Source organism: Actinomyces oricola (assembly GCF_004104015.1).
GTDB classification, from domain to species: Bacteria; Actinomycetota; Actinomycetes; order Actinomycetales; family Actinomycetaceae; genus Actinomyces; species Actinomyces oricola.
On sequence record NZ_RYFV01000001.1, the window covers coordinates 226,287 to 243,018 of the forward strand.

The following is a 16,732-nucleotide window of genomic DNA, read 5'->3' on the forward strand; positions in this document are numbered from 1 at the left end:
GGAGCGCTCTCGGTCCGGGCCCGCGGCTTGCGTCCGGCACCTGACTGAAAGACCCGACCGCACCTATGACCACCGCCGCACCGCCACGTCCCGCCGGCCCCACCAACCTCAGTCGCCAGGAGGCCGCCTGGCGTTCATGGGTGTGCACGGTATCCGCCCTGAGCGTCGCCATCGACCTGACTGGGGCGCCGGCGCACGACAACAGCGGCTTCACCGTCCGCAGCGAACTGATCTTGCGGGTGCACGAGGAGGGCACGAGCGGACTGTGGATGGATTTCCAGGGCGAGGAGGTCTGCAAGCTGCTCGTCAATGGTCGGGCGGTGCCCGTGAACTGGGACTCCAACCGCATCGCCCTACCGGCCCTAGGGGCGGGGGAGCACCGCGTCATGGTGGAGGCGCGGGGCCAATACTCCAACACCGGTCAGGGCCTGCACCGCTTCCACGACCCGGTCGATGACGCCACCTACCTTTACACGCACTTCGAGCCCTCCGACGCCCGCCGTGCCTGGCCCTGCCTGGACCAGCCGGATCTTAAGGCGCCCTTCAGTCTCCAGGTGGTCCACCCCGAGTCCTGGACACTCATCGCCAATGGCGCCATTGAGCACCGTGAGGTCCACACGGAGGCCGGCGCGGCCGTGACCCGTTTCGCCACCACCCCGCCAATACCCACCTATCTGACGGCCTTGTGCGCGGGCCCCTGGCATCGTGTGGGCGCCCAATGGCGCCCGCCCCGCCCCGGGGACCGGCCGGTGGCGCTGTCCTGGTCCTGCCGGGCCTCTCTGGCCCACCACTTGGACATCGAGGAGCTCATGCGCATCACGACCGCGGGCATGGACCTGTTCGATCAGGCCTATGCCTTCCCCTACCCGTGGGGAACCTACGACTCGGTGCTCGTGCCCGAGTACAACATTGGCGCCATGGAGAACCCGGGCTGCGTCACCTTCAGCGAGGACTCCTACCTCTTCCGGGGCCCGGTTACCCGTGCTCAGAGGGCGGAACGAGCCAACACGATCCTGCACGAGATGAGCCATATGTGGTTCGGGGACCTGGTGACCCCGCGCTGGTGGGAGGACACGTGGCTCAAGGAGTCCTTCGCCGACCACCAGGGCACCTGGGCGCAGGAGGCCGCCGGCTTCCCGGAGGCCTGGGTGTCCTTCGCCTCCTCACGCAAGGCCTGGGCCTACCGGGAGGACTCGCGTGCCGCCACCACCCACCCGATCGTGGCCACGGTCGAGGACGTTGAGGCGGCCCGCCAGGCCTTCGACGGCATTACCTACGCCAAGGGCGCCGCCGTCCTCAAGCAGCTCGTGGCCCACCTGGGTCAGGAGACCTTCCTGGATGCCGCCCGCGCCTGGTTCACCGAGCATGCCTTCGCCAACAGTGACCTGGGGGATTTTCTGTCCGCCCTCGCAGCCGCCTCGGGACGGGACATGGAGGCCTGGGCGAACGCCTGGCTGCGCACCGCCGGCCCCAGCATCCTCTCCAATGAGATCGAGGTCGCCGATGGCCGAATCACCCGCCTGGTCCTGCACCAGGAGGGCGTCGACCCGACCACTGGGCGCACCGTCCTGCGACCTCACACACTGGTGGTGGGCCTGTATTCCCTCGACCCGCACGGCGCCCTGGTGCGCACCCACCGCCTACCGGTGACCCTGGAGGGGGAAGTCCTGGACGTCACCGCGGCCAGGGGCCTTCCCGCCCCGGATCTCGTGCTCGTCAACGACGAGGACCACACCTACGCTGTTGTGCGCCCCGACGAGACCTCCCTGGCCACCGCCTGCGCGCACCTGAGCGACCTGACCGATCCTCTGGCGCGGGCCCTGGTCTGGTCAATGCTCCACAATCTCATGCGCGACGCGAGGATCCCGCCGCGCCTCTTCGTCAAGACGGTCCTCAACCAGGCCGATGACACCACCGAGGCCACGACCCTGGCGACCCTCCTGGCTCAAGCCCTCCAGGCCGCCACCCGCTACGCCCACGCCCGGGATCGGGCGCTGCTGGTAAGCCATCTTCTTGAGGATGATCATCCCACCGGGCGGGCGGCAGGCGTCCGGCGGGGCGGCTGGGGGCGCTTGTGCGGGGCGGCCCCGGGATCCGACGCCCAGCTGGTGCGGGCCCGAGCCTGGTTGGAGGCCGCCGGCCAGGCCGCACTCCTGGGCCCGGTGGCCTCCAGGAGAGTCGCCGAGCGTGTGCGCAGCATCCTGGAGGGCCGGGTGCCCGGCCTCAACCTGGACGCGGATCTGCGCTGGCGGGCCCTGATCGCCCTGGCCCGCCTGGACCTGGTCGCCGACGAGGAGCTGGACGCCCAACTGGCCGCCGACCCCGGCTCCAGGGGCGTGACCCGCCACCTGGAGGCGACCTGCGCCCGGCCCGAATCGGCCCTCAAGAAGAAGATCCTCACTCGTCTGCTGACCGAACAGACCCTGAGTAACGACCACGTGGACGCGCTTACGAGGGCTTTTGGTGTCGATGGCCACCGCAGTCTCACCGCACCACTGACCGCCCGCTACCTGGAGGCCCTGGAACCGATCTGGGCCGGGAGAGGCCAGGAGATCGCCACCCGCCTGGTGCTTGGGCTCTTTCCGGCCTGCGGGGATAGGGCGGACCTCGACGCCGTCGACGCCTGGCTGATTGGCCACGCTCAGGCACCAGCCGCCCTGCGGCGCCTGATGCTCAAGAACCGCGATGACCTGGCGCGGTGCTTAAACGTCAAAGAGACAGCACTAACGAGCACCGGCGCGTGAGTCATGTGAGTCGTGTGAGTTAAGGCATGAGGCCGGCAAAGAGTTCGCTTTGCGAGCAGTAACGCCATATGATCTCCTCTCCGGGGCCTGGCACCGGTATGGTGTAACAGACGCGGTGCATCCGGCGCCGCCGGACCGGAGGGGGAACAGATGTCGAGCATTCCGATGGACCCGGACCCGACCTCGACTCAGGCCTTCGGGGCGATCGACTTCTTAGGGAGTCACGACGGTCAGGGTGCAGGTCTGTCTCCGCAGGACCGCGCTGCGATTGCGGCGCTGCCGGCGGGCACTGCGCTGCTGCTGATCCATCACGGCCCCACCACGGGCGCCCGCTTCCTGCTGGACGCCGCCGAGACCACGGTGGGGCGTCACCCACGGGCGGACATCTTCCTTGACGACGTCACCGTCTCGCGCAAGCACGCCATGTTCCTCGGCCTGCCCGAGGGGGGCTACCTGGTGCGGGACTCGGGCTCGCTCAACGGCACCTACGTCAATCGCCAGCGCGTAGAGCAGGCGGCTCTGCGCGCCGGGGACGAGGTCCAGATCGGCAAATATCGGATGACGTACCATCCCGGTCCGCAGCGGCCAGTCACTGAGCAGTGAGCACGGCTACGGCGCGCCCTGCCCGGCGCGATGCCGCGGGCCCCTCCGGCCCCTGGCCCCAGGGGGTGTCGCGCGAGCCCTCAATGAAAATCAGCGAGGTCGTGGACGCGCTCAAAGATGAGTTCCCGGCGCTCTCGCTCTCCAAGGTCCGCTACTTGGAGGGGGAGGGGTTAATCTCCCCTCACCGTCTCGGCAACGGCTACCGCCGCTATTCCCAGGCTGATCTGGAGCGCCTGCGCTTCACCCTGTGCGCTCAGCGCGATGAGTATCTACCGCTGTCGGTGATCCGTGAGCGCCTTGCCAGTCTCGACGCCGCGCCCAATGCGCTGGAGCCGGCGCCGGTGGCACGGGTGGTGGCCTCCTACGGGCGGCTGGCCGCCGATGTCCCGCTGGACCTGGACTCACTGGTCTCCCACTCCGGGGCCACTCGCGCCGAGGTGGAAGAACTGATCGCTATCGGCCTGGTCAGCCCCGACGCCCGTGGGCGCTTCTCGCCTCAGGCCCTGCGCACTGTCAGCCTGGCCCTGGAGGTGACCCGGCGAGGCATTCCGTTGCGGAATCTGCGCGCCGTGCGCGCCGCCGCTGAACGCGAGGCCGACGCCATTGCTCAGGCAGTGCAGCACAAGCGCTCCCGCTCGACTACAGCCGGCGAGGACGCCGCTGCCGAGCTCGCCGGGCTGCTGGGGGAGCTGCACGGGGCCTTGCTGCACCGGGCCGTTGAGGCCCTGGACTAAGAGCCATTCATCCATTCGCCAGACAGGGCCAGTGGCTCCCCGTAGCCTTGCCGTGTGCGATCCATGCATCTTGTTGGGGTCCGCTCCACAACTCCGAACACGGGGCTGGTCGCCATCCTGGTAGAAGATGGCGGTCCCGGGATGCTTGCCGTGCCTGTTACCGCCCGAGAGGGCATTGCGCTGAGCCCTGAGGGCGGCGGGCGCCCTCCGAGCTGGACGAGCCTTGTCACCCACTGCACCCGGATGCTCGGCGCGGAGGTCACTGGCGTTTTGCTTGATGTTGACGCCGACGCCCGCTTGACGGCGGTCATGCTCGTTTCCCGGGCCCCGGAGCCTCAGGCCCAGGGCGCGGTGCCCTCCAGCCCCGGCGACGCCCTGGTGCTCTCCTGGGCCGCGCGGCTGCCGGTATGGGCTACTGAGGAGCTGCTCCGGCTGCGCGGCGTGGACCTGAGCGAGGAGACGCTCCAGCAGAGAGTGGACCGCTGGGCGATGATCGTGGAGTCTCTGAGCGCCGAGGACGCCGCGCGCTGAAAACCGAACACCTGCGACACGCGGGGCAGGTGTGACTCGTGTGACTCAGGATGTGATGTACAGCACGTCCGCCTGTTGCCTGAGGGGATTGAACCTGCGTGATTCTGCGGAATACCCGCACTCGCGACAAGCCCGCTGGACCTTAGGTTGAGATTAGGACACAGATGACTAGACCGGACGGCGTGCCATTCATTGAGAGCGCGCCTGGGGCGACCTATCGTGTGCATATGGCCGGATCAAGCCGACCGAACCACGTGCCACCCCCCGCACGGTCCCCGAAATGATAGGAGCCCCCAGTGAGCGCGAACGAGGCGACCCTCCACGTCAGCGCACCCCAGCGTCTACAGGGGATGCTCTTTGGTGACCCTTTGCCTGAGCTTGACCTGAACTCCGGCTATCGAGGCCCTGTCGCCTGCCGGGCCGCCGGCATTACCTACCGACAACTCGACTACTGGGCCCGCACCGGCCTGGTTGAGCCAACAGTGCGAGGCGCCAAGGGATCAGGCTCGCAGCGACTGTACTCTTTCCGTGACATATTGCTACTTAAGATCGTCAAGCGCCTCCTGGACACCGGCGTCTCCCTGCAGCAGATCCGCACTGCCGTCAACGCCCTGCACGAGCGCGGAGTGGAGGACTTGACCTCCATCACCCTCATGAGTGACGGCGCCTCGGTCTACGAGTGCACCAGCGCCGATGAGGTCATTGACCTGGTTCAAGGCGGCCAGGGCGTCTTCGGCATTGCCGTAGGCCGAGTGTGGCACGAGGTGGAGGGAACCTTGGCCACGCTTCCCGTGGATCACGCCACGGACGCCCCGGTGGTCGTCGAAGACGAGCTGGCCAAGCGCCGCGCCGCCAAGCGCCAAGCCATGTGAGCCCCGGCCCGCCCCCGGTGCCCAGTGCTGGATCCGCGTGGCAGAACGTGAGGCGGACGGGGCACCGCGGCGTCGACGGGCTCAACGTGCCGACAACGTATCGACAAGGACGGATCTGCGTTACCGGGACGGGGCCGGCACGGCCGGGGGCGGGACACCGGCGGCCCTGCGAAGAAGAAGGGCGCCTCGAGGGCCGGGCCCGCTCTCAGCAGGCATGTGGTCAAGCATGCGATGAGGCGGCCGTCAGGTAACCCGACGACCGCCGTGACGCGTCTTAAACGACTCTCAAGCCGTGCGGCGCCCCAGTACGTAGGAACGCGAATAGCCGTCATTGAGATCGGTGAGGGTCACTCGCACCACGCCGGTCTCATCAATCTCGTAACGCTCCTCGACCCAGGGGCCGAAGCCCGGGCGCACCACAGCCACGTCTGAGAGGTCGTCGCGGTCGCGCAGGGCCGGGTCGAAGGGGAAGATGACCTCCTCATACGGGGCCAGTTCGCCGCGGGGCCCGCCGTGCTCGTCCACTCCGGCGCACTCCACGAAACGGTAGCGCCCTAGGTTGTGCACAGCCGGGTAGCGGCGGGTAATGACGGTGCCGGGCGCGCCCTTGCGGGCCTGGACCGAGTCCTCGGTGAGGATGGCGTCGAAGGTGGTCACCGCACCGTCGTCGGCCTCGCGGAAGACGCCAAAACCACGCGAGAGCCTGTCAGTGAGGTCGTAGCCGGAATTGCGGTCAGCAGCAATGGCCAGGCCAATGGCCGTCGAGGCGGCCGGATACGGGGAGCGGTGCACGCGTCGCCCGAAGCGCTCGCGCAGCATCCTGGGCACCGGGGGGAAGGAGGAGGCGCCGCCCACCAGATAAATCCCGGCGACCTCGGTCAGGTCGGGGGAACCGTCGTCCAGGCGCCCCACCAAGGGGGACATGGTCTCCAAGGAGCGCTCGATCAGGGGCACGCAGGCGGCGTAAAGATCAGGGGCCGCAATGACAATGGCTGAGCCGCGCAGCTCAATGACCAGCCGCCGGGACTGGGGGGACAGGGCCTCCTTGGCATCGCGGCACTGGTCGAGCAGGTCGTCGAGCTCATGGTGGGACAGGTCCGCCTCGGTCAGGCCCGCGCGCTCCAGGACGAGTTGGGCCAAGACGAAGTCGACGTCGTCACCACCCAGGTCGGACAGCCCCCGAGAGGCCAGAACGTCATGGGCGGTTCCGACCACATCCACCAGCGAGGTGTCGAAGGTGCCCCCACCCATGTCGTAGACGACAACGCGGGTGCGCCGGGAGGAGACCGTGGAAGACTTGCGGTGGGTGTACTCGAATCCTGCCGCACTGGGCTCGTTGAGCATGGCGGTGACATTGAAGCCGGCTGACCGGAACGCCTCCAGAGTCAATAGGCGCTGGGCGCCGTAGGCGTGGGCGGGGGCGGCCACGACGACATGGGCGTCCGCCGAGCCGAGGTCAACCCCGTCCAGGGCCGGGACGGCCCCCAACAGTGTGCGCAGGTGGCGCAGGTAATCAGTGAGGATGTCTAGAACGGTGAAGGTTCGCCCTCCCAACTCCACCGGAGTGGAGTCGGTGACTGTGGGGGAGGAGAGCACCCGCTTGAGACTGCGCAGCAGGGGAGCGCCGGCGCGCGCCGCCTCCAGCGCCTCGAAACCGTGGACCAGGCCGGCATCAGTCAGCGCTGTCAGGGAAGGGAGGTATTCATGGGCATCACCATTGGAGTCGGTAAAGGTAACGACCGGGTAGTTCCCGCGGTCAGCGCGGCAGACCACGGTGCGGGTGGTACCCAGGTCGACACCGATGTCCAGGGGAAGGACGGGGGCGCGCTTGCGCCTCCTGCTCGATTTGCCAGGACGGTTCGTCGCTGTGGTCTGAGGTGTCATGGCGCGAGCCTATCCTCGCGCCGCGCTTAAATCCGGGACCCGGGGCTGCCGCGTCGAAATCAGGCCCGCCAAATACCCTGATGATGACAACATGTCACAATACAAGGCCGCCGAGGGCGCGCACCGCACCCGCGCATCAGGCTCGGGGCGCGCCCTCATCACCGACACCATCGACATCATCAACAAACACCAATGCGAGCGACCCGAGGGCGGTCACCACCCGCGCGGGGCCGTGGCGGCGCCGTCGGGCGCCACCACGGCCCACGGGGTGCGCGGTCGCCATCTGCCGGGGCGGTGACCAGCACCACCGGCCCCGCAGATGAACAGTTGGTGAACAAGAGCCCTCCCGGCATCCACGCACGTGACGGGCTGCTAACAATTGGGCTCGGGGCACGTCCACATGCCCCGAGCCCAGGCTCCCCACCCGCCTCCCGCGCGGCGGAGCGCCCAGGCTCCCTCACCTGAGCGGGACCGGCATGACTACAACCCTTTTCATTGTGATCGTCGTCGTCGTAACGGCGCTGATCTTCGACTTCACCAACGGCTTCCACGACTCGTCCAACGCAATGGCGACATCCGTGGCCACCGGGGCCTTCACCCCGAGGCGAGCCGTACTCGTCGCCGCCATCCTCAACGTCATTGGGGCGATGCTCTCCACCGAGGTCGCCAAGACGATCTCTCACGGCATGTTCGACGACTCCTTGATCCAGGCCGCCCCCGAAATGGTCTTCGCCGGGCTGGCCGGGGCGATCCTGTGGAACCTGGCCACCTGGCTCTTCGGCCTGCCTTCATCCTCCTCGCACGCCCTGTTCGGCGGCCTCATTGGAGCGGTGGTGATGGCGGCCGGCCTCCAGGGCGTGCACTGGGGCACCGTCATATCCAAGATCATCCTCCCGGCCCTCATCGCCCCCTGCGTGGCCGGCGCCGCCAGTGCCGTAGCCACATGGCTCGCCTACCGCATAGCCAAGCCCACCGACCGCTTCAGCCAGGTCATCTTCCGCAACGGCCAGCGAATCTCCGCCTCCATGGTGGCCCTGTCCCACGGCACCTCCGACGGTCAAAAGACCATGGGCGTCATCACCCTGGTGCTGGTGGCCTCCGGTTACCAGGAGCCCGGCAGTTCGCCGCACTGGTGGGTGATCGCCGCCGCTGGAATCGCCATTGGTCTGGGCACCTACTCGGGCGGCTGGCGCATTATGCGCACCATGGGCAAGGGCCTGGTCCACATTGACTCCCCGCAGGGCTTCGCCTCCGAGACCGCCTCGACGGTGGCCATCCTGGCCTCCTCCCACCTGGGCTTCGCGCTGTCGACGACACATATCTGCACCGGCTCCATTCTGGGGTCGGGCGTGGGCCGGGGCACCAAGGTCTCCTGGGGCACCTTCGGGCGCATGGGCGTCGCCTGGCTCATCACCCTGCCCTGCGCGGGCGTGGTGGGGGCGGTGACCTCCTTCATCGCCGTCAAGGGCGGGGTAGTCGGCACCGTCCTGGTCATCGCCCTGCTGGCGGCCTCCTCCCTGCTCATCATCCGCCAGGCGAACCACAACCGTGTGGACTTCTCCAACGTCAACGACGCCAACGAAGTCATTGTCTCCAAGAACGGCGACCCGAGGTTGCGGCGCGCCCCCAAGTCCGTCGATGAGGTCAAGAAGGAGCTTGTGGGCGCCGGAGCCGGCGCCTCGACAACGAAGGAGTCCTTGGCATGAGCATCCACTGGGGGTCACTGGCCCTGGTCACGGTTGTCACCGTCCTGGGCACCGCGTTCATCATTACGATCACCTCGGCGGCCGCGCGGATGCTCGACGAGGTCCACATTAAGCGCAAGTCCGGGCAGGTCGAGGGCCTGCACGCCGCGGAGATAGGAGCGGGCTTCTTCATCGTCTGCGCCGCCGTCATCGTCCTTTTCGGGCTGTGGCTCATCATTCCCTACTTCCACTGAAGACGGACTGCGCGCCCATTCCAATAATCCGTGCAGTGCCGCCGTGGCCCCTCCGGGCCACGGCGGCACTGCGCGTGGTACAAAATCAGTCGTTCCTGTGCGTGCCTCGGGTCACATGAAAGAGCCTTTCATTGATACCCTCAGTGCGTGAATGAAGATCTCAAGGCGCTGGCCCGCGAGGCGGTCTCCGCCTCCCAGGCTTCAGCCGACCCCGACTACCCGCTCCTGCACATCGTCGCCCCCGTGGGGCGGCTCAACGATCCCAACGGCCTGCTGATCGACGGCCAGGAGTATCACGCCTTCTACCAGTTCAGCCCCTTCCATCCCCACCGCAAGCTCGTCTACTGGGGGCACGTGTCCTCCACCGACGCCCTGCACTGGCAGCACCACGATCCTGCAGTCATCCCAGACTCCTTCTACGACCGCAACGGCGCCTACTCGGGCAATGCCATCGTCCTGGAGCCCGGCGAGTTGGGGGCGGCCCCAGGGGGAGGGGACTACCAGCTCTTCTACACCGGCAACCTCAAGGACCCGGTTACCGACGAACGCACCGCCAGCCAGTGCCTGGTCACCAGCACCGATCTGACAGAGTTCACCAAGTGGCCGGACAACCCGCTCATCCCCAACCACCCCGAGGGCTACACCGCGCACTTCCGCGACCCGCAGGTCTTCCGCGACCCGGATCGCCCGGGGGAGTTCCGCATGCTACTGGGCGTCCAGCGCGCCGACGAGACCGGGGCAGCGCTGCTCTACCGCTCCACGGACCTGCTGAACTGGAAGCTGGAAGGCGAACTCACCTTCCCCGACGCCGACGGCGCCTTTGATCGCTTCGGCTACATGTGGGAGTGCCCCGGCATTGTGCGCCTGCGCGACGAGGCGACCGGGCAGGACTGGGACGTCCTCATCTGGTGCCCCCAGGGCATTGACCCCGACAAAGAGGGCTACGAGACAATCTTCGCGTGCACCTACATCGTCGGCCACCTGGTGGGCACTGAGTTCCGCGACTGCGACGGGACCTTCCACGAGGTCGACCGCGGCTTCGAGTTCTACGCCCCCCAGGCCTTCGCCCGCCGCACCACCGAACCCGGTGCGGTGGTGTTGGTCGGATGGGCCGGCAGCGCCGGCGAGGACGACCAGCCCTCCATTGAGACCGGGGGCTGGGTGCACGCCCTGACTGTCCCCCGCGCCCTGTCGCTGCGCGACGGACGACTGGTCCAGCGCCCACTCCCCGCGGTAAGCCAGGGCGCCGGCGCACTGTCTGTGGCCGGCCAGGAGTTGGCGGCGGGGGAGTACCCCATCGCCGAACTCACGGACTCGCGGTCCTGGTATCTGCAGCTCGAGACCGCCCCGGCCACCGGATCCTGGGGGCTGCGGATCGGTTCGCAGGATTCCCACGTGGACATCCGCATTGAGGACGGACGCCTCATTGTGGACCGCTCCACTTCCCGGTACACCCAGCACGGGGCGCGAAGGGTGGTGACTCTTCCCGAGGGCTGCTCCTCTCGTCTCGAGGTACTCCATGACCGCTCCATCACCGAGCTTTTCCTAGGCGACGGTGACCTCGCCCTCACCCTGCGCTCCTTCGTCGACCCGCGCACCTGCGGGGCCACGCTGGTGGTTGAGGACGGGTTGCAGTTGCGGTCCGCGTCGGCGCGCACTCACGACTAGCGCTCGCACTGGCCGGGGTTGGGCCTGGACGCCTCTTGCGAGTCACCCAGGAGCCCGGTAGTGTGACCAACGTTTGACACAGGTCCGATCGCCCGGAATTCACGGCTGAGTTCCACGAGTCGCACTCCCAACGGGCGGCACAGGGCGAAGGGGCCCCAGAGAAAGGAAAACCCGGGTGGCTATGGATCACGCCCGAGTCGCCAGAGACGTCATCACGTATCTGGGCGGCACTGACAACATCAACGCAGCAGCGCACTGCGCAACCCGCCTGCGCCTGGTCATTAACGACATGGACAAGGTCGACCAGGCGGCTTTGGATAAGGACCCCGATCTTAAGGGCACCTTCCTGGCCGGCGGCATGTTCCAGATCATCGTGGGGCCCGGCGACGTCGACATTGTCTTTTCCGAGATGGTGGGCAAGGGCGTCAAAGAGGTCACAAAGGATGAGGCGAAGCAGGAGGCCGAGAAGGGCGGCAATATCTTCTCCCGCTTCATTAAGATGATCGCGGACATTTTCGTCCCGGTCCTGCCGGCCCTCATCGCCGGCGGTCTCATGATGGCCATTAACAACGTCCTCACCGCCGAGGGGCTCTTCGGTGACAAGTCACTGATCCAGAGCTGGACGTGGTTGGCCGACTACGCCGACCTCATCAATATGATCTCGGCGGCCCCCTTCGCCTTCCTCCCCGTTCTTATCGGGTTCTCGGCGACGAAGCGCTTCGGCGGCAACGTGTACCTCGGGGCCGCCATGGGCGCGGCCATGGTCTCGACCTCCCTGCTCAGCGCCTACTCAATGACTGACGACGCCGCGGCGGCGAAGTTCTGGGAGTACACGGGCGCTGAGCCCACGTGGCACCTGTTCGGCCTGGAGGTGGACAAGATCGGCTACCAGGCCATGGTGATCCCCATTATCTGCGTGGCCTTCATCCTGTCGGTCATTGAGAAGCAGCTGCACAAGTACCTCTCGGGCACCGCGGACTTCCTGCTGACCCCGCTCATCACCATCCTGGTGACCGGCTTCCTCACCTTCGTGGCAGTCGGCCCGATTACGCGCCAGCTCTCCATCTGGCTCACCAACGGCCTGGAATGGGGCTTCAATACCCTCGGCGTCCTGGGCGGACTCCTCTTCGGTCTGCTCTACTCGCCCATTGTGGTCACCGGTCTGCACCAGTCCTTCCCGGCCGTTGAGCTCCCCCTCATCACGCAGCTCCAGACCGAGGGTACCGGCGGTGACTTCATCTTCCCCATTGCCTCCATGGCCAACGTCGCCCAGGGCGCCGTCGCCCTCGCCGTCTTCTTCAAGGCCAAGGACGCCAAGCTCAAGGGCCTGGCCGGTGCCGGTGGCGCCTCCGCCGTCTTCGGCATTACCGAGCCCGCCATCTTCGGTGTCAACCTGCGTCTGCGCTGGCCCTTCTTCATCGGCATGGGGGCCGCTGCCATTGGCTCCGCCGGCGTGGCGCTGCTCAATGTGCGCGCCAGCTCCCTTGGCGCGGCCGGGTTCGTGGGCTTCGTGTCCATCCGCACCGAGGACATTGTGAAGTACCTCCTTCTTGAGGTCATTGTCTTTGTCATCGCCTTCGCCTGCGCCCTGGCCTACGCCTCGACCCGGGGCAAGGCATCGCTGGCCGGCGATGTGGACGAGGCGGCTCTGGAGGCCGAGGTCTCCGCCGCTCACGCCGCCCCCGTTGAGATCCCGGCTGAGGCCGCCACCGACTTCAGTGTTACCGCCCCGATTCAGGGACGCGCGCTTCCCCTCTCAGAGGTCGAGGACCAGACCTTCGCCTCAGGGATGCTTGGCCCCGGCATGGCCATTGACCCCGCCGGTGGGCCGGTGGTCTCCCCGATCGACGGCGAAATCCTCGTCGCCTTCCCGACTGGTCACGCCTACGGTCTGCGCTCCGCCAGCGGCGTGGAGTTGCTCATTCACGTGGGCATGGACACCGTCCAGCTGGAGGGCAAGCACTTCGCCCCGAAGGTCAAGGCCGGTGACAAGGTCCGTCGCGGCACCCCGCTGGTCGAGGTGGACTGGGACGCGGTCAAGGCCGCCGGCTACAAGACCGTGACCCCGATCGTGGTCTCTAACGCCACCGCCTTCGGCGGCGTCGAGGAGGCCGCCTCCGGCGAGGTCAACCGCGGTGACGCGCTCTACGCCGTCGTCCCCGCCCCTGCCGACGCCTGAGCTCGGCACAATAGGCTGGTGGGCCGGACCCGGAGCATCCGGGTCCGGCCCACCAGCCGTTTTAGACAGTGCGTCTTAAACAGTGCGACCGGTGAAGAGCTCCACCGGCAAGATAATCGGCGTCGCCGGCCCGCCCCCGATCTCGCCGCCGTCGGCAATCGTCTTAATCTGAGACAAGAGCGTGCCGACGGCGGTGCGGGCCAGATCCGCTAGCGGCTGACGGATCGTGGCCAACCCGGGCATGGCCCGGCGCACCGCGGACGTGCCGTCGAAGCCAATGACCTTCAGCTGGTCGGGGACCGTGCGCTTCCTGGTGTAGGCCCATTCCAGAACCTCCGCGGCCGAGAGGTCGTCAGTGGCGAAGACCCCGTCGACAATGTCTCCCACCTCGTCGAGGTACTCATTGATGAGGTGGGCGCGCTCCTCATCGGGGGTGTGGAAGTCGACCGTGAGAACAATGGGCTCAATCCCGGCCTGCGCCAGTACCTCACGGTATCCGGCCTCCCGCAGGTTGTGGGGGCCCGAGCGGGAGGTCAGTAATGCTGGTCTGCGCGCGCCGCGCTCCAGCAGCAGGCTCGTGGCCAAACGACCACCGGCCTTATTGTCACAACGAATGTTGGGGATGGTGGGGGACAGGTCCCGGTCGACGGTGACCAGAGGCATGCGCACCGTGCGGTACTCCTCCAGGTGCTCGTTGTGCGCGCCGGAGATAATACCGTCCACGCGATGGGACACCAGGAGGTCGAGGTACTCGCGCTCCCTGTCAGCCCGTCCCATGGAGTTGCAGACCAGGATGCGGTAGCCGTGCTCGGCCAGGGCGTCCTCGATCTCAACAGCCAGCTCACCGAAAAAGGGGAGGGCCACGGTGGGGACAATGACACCGATCGTCTGCGTGGACTTGCCGTGCAGGGCGCGCGCCACCTGGTTGGGGCGGTAGCCGAGCTCGGCAATGGCTTCGGCCACACGCTCCCGGGTCGCCTCGCTGAGGTAACCGCGGTTGTTGAGCACGCGCGATACCGTCGTCAACGAAACCCCTGCAACTTTGGCAACATCGGCAAGAGTAGGTTCGCGACGGGACTGCACCACAACTCCTAACATGGGCGGCTAACCATCCAAGCCTATGCCGAGTTCCTGCGAGTCCGCTGGTTGGCACGACTCAGCAAGGACACGAAAACAGGGCGGGTTCGAGTGCGCCGCGACCTCCCGGGCCGGGGGTGGCGGTTCCAAGGAAGCTCACAGGCACCGCCGAGGGCTGGTGCAGGGGTGGTGCTTAGTGTCCAACCATGAGTACCGAGCAGCATCGTCCCGTCATCACCTACATTGACCAGGACGGTTACCCGGTTGAGGCGCCGCGGAAGCAGGCCTTGGGCGGTCACGGCCCGGGGGCCCAGTTCTCGCCGGGGATCACGGTGAGCGCGGGCGCCGTCCATGTCACGGCCGCGCCCCAGGACATCGGGGCCGCGGGAGACGCGGGCGCAGACCCGGACCTGCTGGCCCCGGCCTGGCGGGCGGGCATGCTCACCGGGGCCGGCACAATCGTCCTGGCCCTGCTCATGATGGTGCTGACTAGCGGTTTGCTCGCCGTTGTTGTCTGGCCGCTGGCGGCCTTCACGCTGGTCATGGGCGTCAGTCTCATTGGGGGGACGATTGAGGCACGCCGCAATGCCAGGCGGAAGGGGCTGACCGGACTGCGGGCCCAACACACCCCGAAATCCTCGCTAAAATGACATAATGTTCCTTATCGGCACATGGAGGATCGGGGTGAGCTAAGGCTCCGGAAGCTACTGAGTCTGCGTCTGCGGAGCGCGCCAAACGGTGCTCGTCGTCGAGCACAAACCTGAGACCATCGCCATTGCCGACCACGTTGTCGACCTGGGACCAGGCGCCGGCTCCCATGGCGGAGAAGTGACCTACACGGGGAACGTTGACAGGCTGCGCGCCTCGGGCACTCTCACCGGCCGCCATCTGGCCGGCCGCGCGGGACTGACCGGGGAGCACCTGGCCGACTACGTCGCGCCGTGACGTCGGCCGCGGCCGGTCGTCCTACGGTTGTGCCCGTGAGCGAGCCCGTGACCATCCGCCCCGCCACGAGGGCCGACTCCCTCGCCGTGCGCGAGATCCGCAACGCCGCGGTCCGCGAGTCGCTGGCCATCTGGACCAGCCGGGAACAGGACCCGGCTGCGGCGCTGGGCTGGCTGAGCCGCCTCATTGAGCGGGGCACGGCGCTCGTGGCCTGCGGCGCCGACGAGGCGGTGGTCGGTTTCGCCGTCGCCAGGCCCTGGCAGGCCTACGAGGGTTACGCCCGCACCGTGGAGGACTCCGTCTACCTGTCCCCTGCCGCCCGGGGCCGCGGCCTGGGCGGCGCCCTGCTGGAGGCGCTCATCGCCGCCAGCCGCGCCGCCGGCGACCGGACCATGGTGGCCCAGATCGAGGCCGGCAATGCCGCCTCAATCCGCCTTCACGCCGCGGCCGGCTTCGACCTCGTGGGCACCATCCCGGCCGCCGGTGAGAAGCGCGGCAGAGTCCTCGACCTGACCCTCATGTCGCTGCGGCTCTAGGCGCTGCCCGCCGCTGCGGGCGCCGCCGCGAGGACCCGCAGCCTCGTGCACACCACGGGCGCGTCGTCGTCCAGGACGGGCGCCGGGGCGCCGAGGCCGTCGAACCAGGTCAGGTACTGCGGGCTGGACCAGAAGCGCTCATGGGCCTGACGCCACTGGCCGGCGGTGGCCCACCCCTCCCCTTCGGCCACGGCGTGCTCGTCGGTGACCTCGCCCAGGGGCACGACGGCGATTCCGGTCAGCTCGGTCACGCAGATCGGCGCCCCCGCCGAGTCGACGACGACCTCACGGGAACCCACTTGCGGCAGGGGGGCGTGCTGCGCCTCGTACTCGGCCGCCAGCGCCGTCGTCGCGGTCTTCTCCCCCGCCAGGATCGCCCCGACGAGGCGGTCGCGAAGCGGGCCGGGGAAGGCGTACTCGCCCGCGGGCAGCAGCTCCCAGCCCTCGGGCAGCCACGCGTGGCGCGCCGCCGGCCTGCGGCACGACCGGAACAGCACCTGCGGCGCGGCATCGTAGTAGTCCCGGTTCGTCCCAATGCGCTCCATCCCGATGCGCTCGGCGACACGCTGGGAGGCGAGGTTGTCCGGGTGGGTGACGGCCACGAGCTCCTTGACCCCGCGGTCGTGGACGGCCTCGAGCACGGCCGCGGCCGCCTCGGTGACGTAGCCGTGGCCGCAGTGCTCGGCGACCTGGCGCCAGCCGATCTCAAGCACGCTCGGCTCCGTCCCGTCGGCGGGCGGGATCGGCTTGACCATAATGAGGCCGACCGCCTGGCCGGTCTGGCGCAACTCGATGAGGCTGAAGCCCTGCACCGGGTGGCAGACCAGCTCGGTGAAGCGCTCCAGGAGGCGGCGGGCCGCCGAGGCATCGGGCGTGACGGCCGAGGGGATGAACCGCAGGAGGTCGGCGTTGGCGTGCAGGCGCACCACGAAACCGAGGTCGCCCTCGCCGACGGCGCGCAACCTCAGGCGCCGGGTCTCCAGGGGGATCATGCCGGGCAGTCTCCCACGGCGCTGCCGG

The 16,732-nt window shown here is 67.9% G+C and carries 16 protein-coding genes; 13 read left to right on the forward strand and 3 right to left on the reverse strand.

What is annotated here, in order from left to right; genetic code table 11:
• Window positions 1–65 precede the first annotated feature (65 nt).
• The 5 genes from pepN (at window position 66) to EUC46_RS01000 (ending at window position 5,484) form a co-directional block, all read left to right on the forward strand.
• The gene (gene pepN / locus EUC46_RS00980; protein ID WP_128772311.1) at window positions 66–2,744 is read left to right on the forward strand and encodes an aminopeptidase N; all 2,679 of its coding nucleotides are present in this window, start codon (window positions 66–68) and stop codon (window positions 2,742–2,744) included.
• A 150-nt stretch (window positions 2,745–2,894) separates the two neighbouring features.
• Window positions 2,895–3,347 (forward strand): FHA domain-containing protein, encoded by a 453-nt coding sequence (locus EUC46_RS00985; protein WP_128772312.1) that lies wholly within the window; start codon window positions 2,895–2,897, stop codon window positions 3,345–3,347.
• An 83-nt stretch (window positions 3,348–3,430) separates the two neighbouring features.
• On the forward strand, window positions 3,431–4,081 hold the full coding sequence (ftsR, locus tag EUC46_RS00990) for a transcriptional regulator FtsR (protein WP_128772313.1): 651 nt from the start codon (window positions 3,431–3,433) through the stop codon (window positions 4,079–4,081).
• 54 nt (window positions 4,082–4,135) lie between these two features.
• A complete protein-coding gene (locus tag EUC46_RS00995) occupies window positions 4,136–4,612 on the forward strand; it encodes a DUF151 domain-containing protein (protein WP_128772314.1) in 477 nt (158 codons plus the stop codon).
• Window positions 4,613–4,962: 350 nt separating this feature from the next.
• Window positions 4,963–5,484, forward strand: a complete 522-nt coding sequence (locus EUC46_RS01000) for a MerR family transcriptional regulator (RefSeq protein WP_128772423.1) — start codon at window positions 4,963–4,965, stop codon at window positions 5,482–5,484.
• Between the two features lie 285 nt (window positions 5,485–5,769).
• Here the strand turns inward: EUC46_RS01000 and EUC46_RS01005 are convergent, their stop codons facing one another.
• On the reverse strand, window positions 5,770–7,368 hold the full coding sequence (locus tag EUC46_RS01005) for an Hsp70 family protein (RefSeq protein WP_128772315.1): 1,599 nt from the start codon (window positions 7,366–7,368) through the stop codon (window positions 5,770–5,772).
• On the opposite strand from EUC46_RS01005, the gene EUC46_RS01010 reads away from it, so the two are divergent.
• From EUC46_RS01010 to EUC46_RS01030, 5 genes are all read left to right on the forward strand, one after another.
• Window positions 7,367–7,666, forward strand: coding sequence for a hypothetical protein (locus EUC46_RS01010; RefSeq protein ID WP_128772316.1), 300 nt, complete (start codon window positions 7,367–7,369; stop codon window positions 7,664–7,666). The two genes, EUC46_RS01005 and EUC46_RS01010, sit on opposite strands and share 2 nt — an antisense overlap.
• A gap of 178 nt (window positions 7,667–7,844) precedes the next feature.
• A complete protein-coding gene (locus EUC46_RS01015; protein WP_128772317.1) occupies window positions 7,845–9,074 on the forward strand; it encodes an inorganic phosphate transporter in 1,230 nt (409 codons plus the stop codon).
• The gene (locus EUC46_RS01020) at window positions 9,071–9,307 is read left to right on the forward strand and encodes a hypothetical protein (protein WP_128772318.1); all 237 of its coding nucleotides are present in this window, start codon (window positions 9,071–9,073) and stop codon (window positions 9,305–9,307) included. Before EUC46_RS01015 ends, EUC46_RS01020 begins: the two co-directional genes overlap by 4 nt.
• A gap of 147 nt (window positions 9,308–9,454) precedes the next feature.
• A complete protein-coding gene (locus EUC46_RS01025; RefSeq protein WP_128772319.1) occupies window positions 9,455–10,975 on the forward strand; it encodes a glycoside hydrolase family 32 protein in 1,521 nt (506 codons plus the stop codon).
• A 181-nt stretch (window positions 10,976–11,156) separates the two neighbouring features.
• Window positions 11,157–13,154, forward strand: coding sequence for a PTS sucrose transporter subunit IIABC (locus EUC46_RS01030; protein WP_206645855.1), 1,998 nt, complete (start codon window positions 11,157–11,159; stop codon window positions 13,152–13,154).
• Window positions 13,155–13,229: 75 nt separating this feature from the next.
• Here EUC46_RS01030 and EUC46_RS01035 read toward each other — a convergent pair whose 3' ends face one another.
• The gene (locus EUC46_RS01035; RefSeq protein ID WP_128772321.1) at window positions 13,230–14,237 is read right to left on the reverse strand and encodes a LacI family DNA-binding transcriptional regulator; all 1,008 of its coding nucleotides are present in this window, start codon (window positions 14,235–14,237) and stop codon (window positions 13,230–13,232) included.
• Window positions 14,238–14,437: 200 nt separating this feature from the next.
• Here EUC46_RS01035 and EUC46_RS01040 point away from each other — a divergent pair, with 200 nt between their 5' ends.
• The 3 genes from EUC46_RS01040 to EUC46_RS01050 all read left to right on the forward strand — a co-directional run bounded on the left by EUC46_RS01040 (window position 14,438) and on the right by EUC46_RS01050 (window position 15,712).
• On the forward strand, window positions 14,438–14,881 hold the full coding sequence (locus EUC46_RS01040) for a hypothetical protein (RefSeq protein ID WP_128772322.1): 444 nt from the start codon (window positions 14,438–14,440) through the stop codon (window positions 14,879–14,881).
• A gap of 88 nt (window positions 14,882–14,969) precedes the next feature.
• The gene (locus EUC46_RS01045; RefSeq protein WP_128772323.1) at window positions 14,970–15,176 is read left to right on the forward strand and encodes a hypothetical protein; all 207 of its coding nucleotides are present in this window, start codon (window positions 14,970–14,972) and stop codon (window positions 15,174–15,176) included.
• A gap of 35 nt (window positions 15,177–15,211) precedes the next feature.
• Window positions 15,212–15,712 (forward strand): GNAT family N-acetyltransferase, encoded by a 501-nt coding sequence (locus EUC46_RS01050; RefSeq protein WP_241655311.1) that lies wholly within the window; start codon window positions 15,212–15,214, stop codon window positions 15,710–15,712.
• Here EUC46_RS01050 and EUC46_RS12475 read toward each other — a convergent pair.
• Window positions 15,709–16,704 carry a GNAT family N-acetyltransferase gene (locus EUC46_RS12475; protein ID WP_164918718.1) on the reverse strand — a complete coding sequence of 332 codons (996 nt, stop codon included), beginning with the start codon at window positions 16,702–16,704 and terminating at the stop codon, window positions 15,709–15,711. The genes EUC46_RS01050 and EUC46_RS12475 overlap by 4 nt on opposite strands.
• Between the last annotated feature and the right edge of the window lie 28 nt (window positions 16,705–16,732).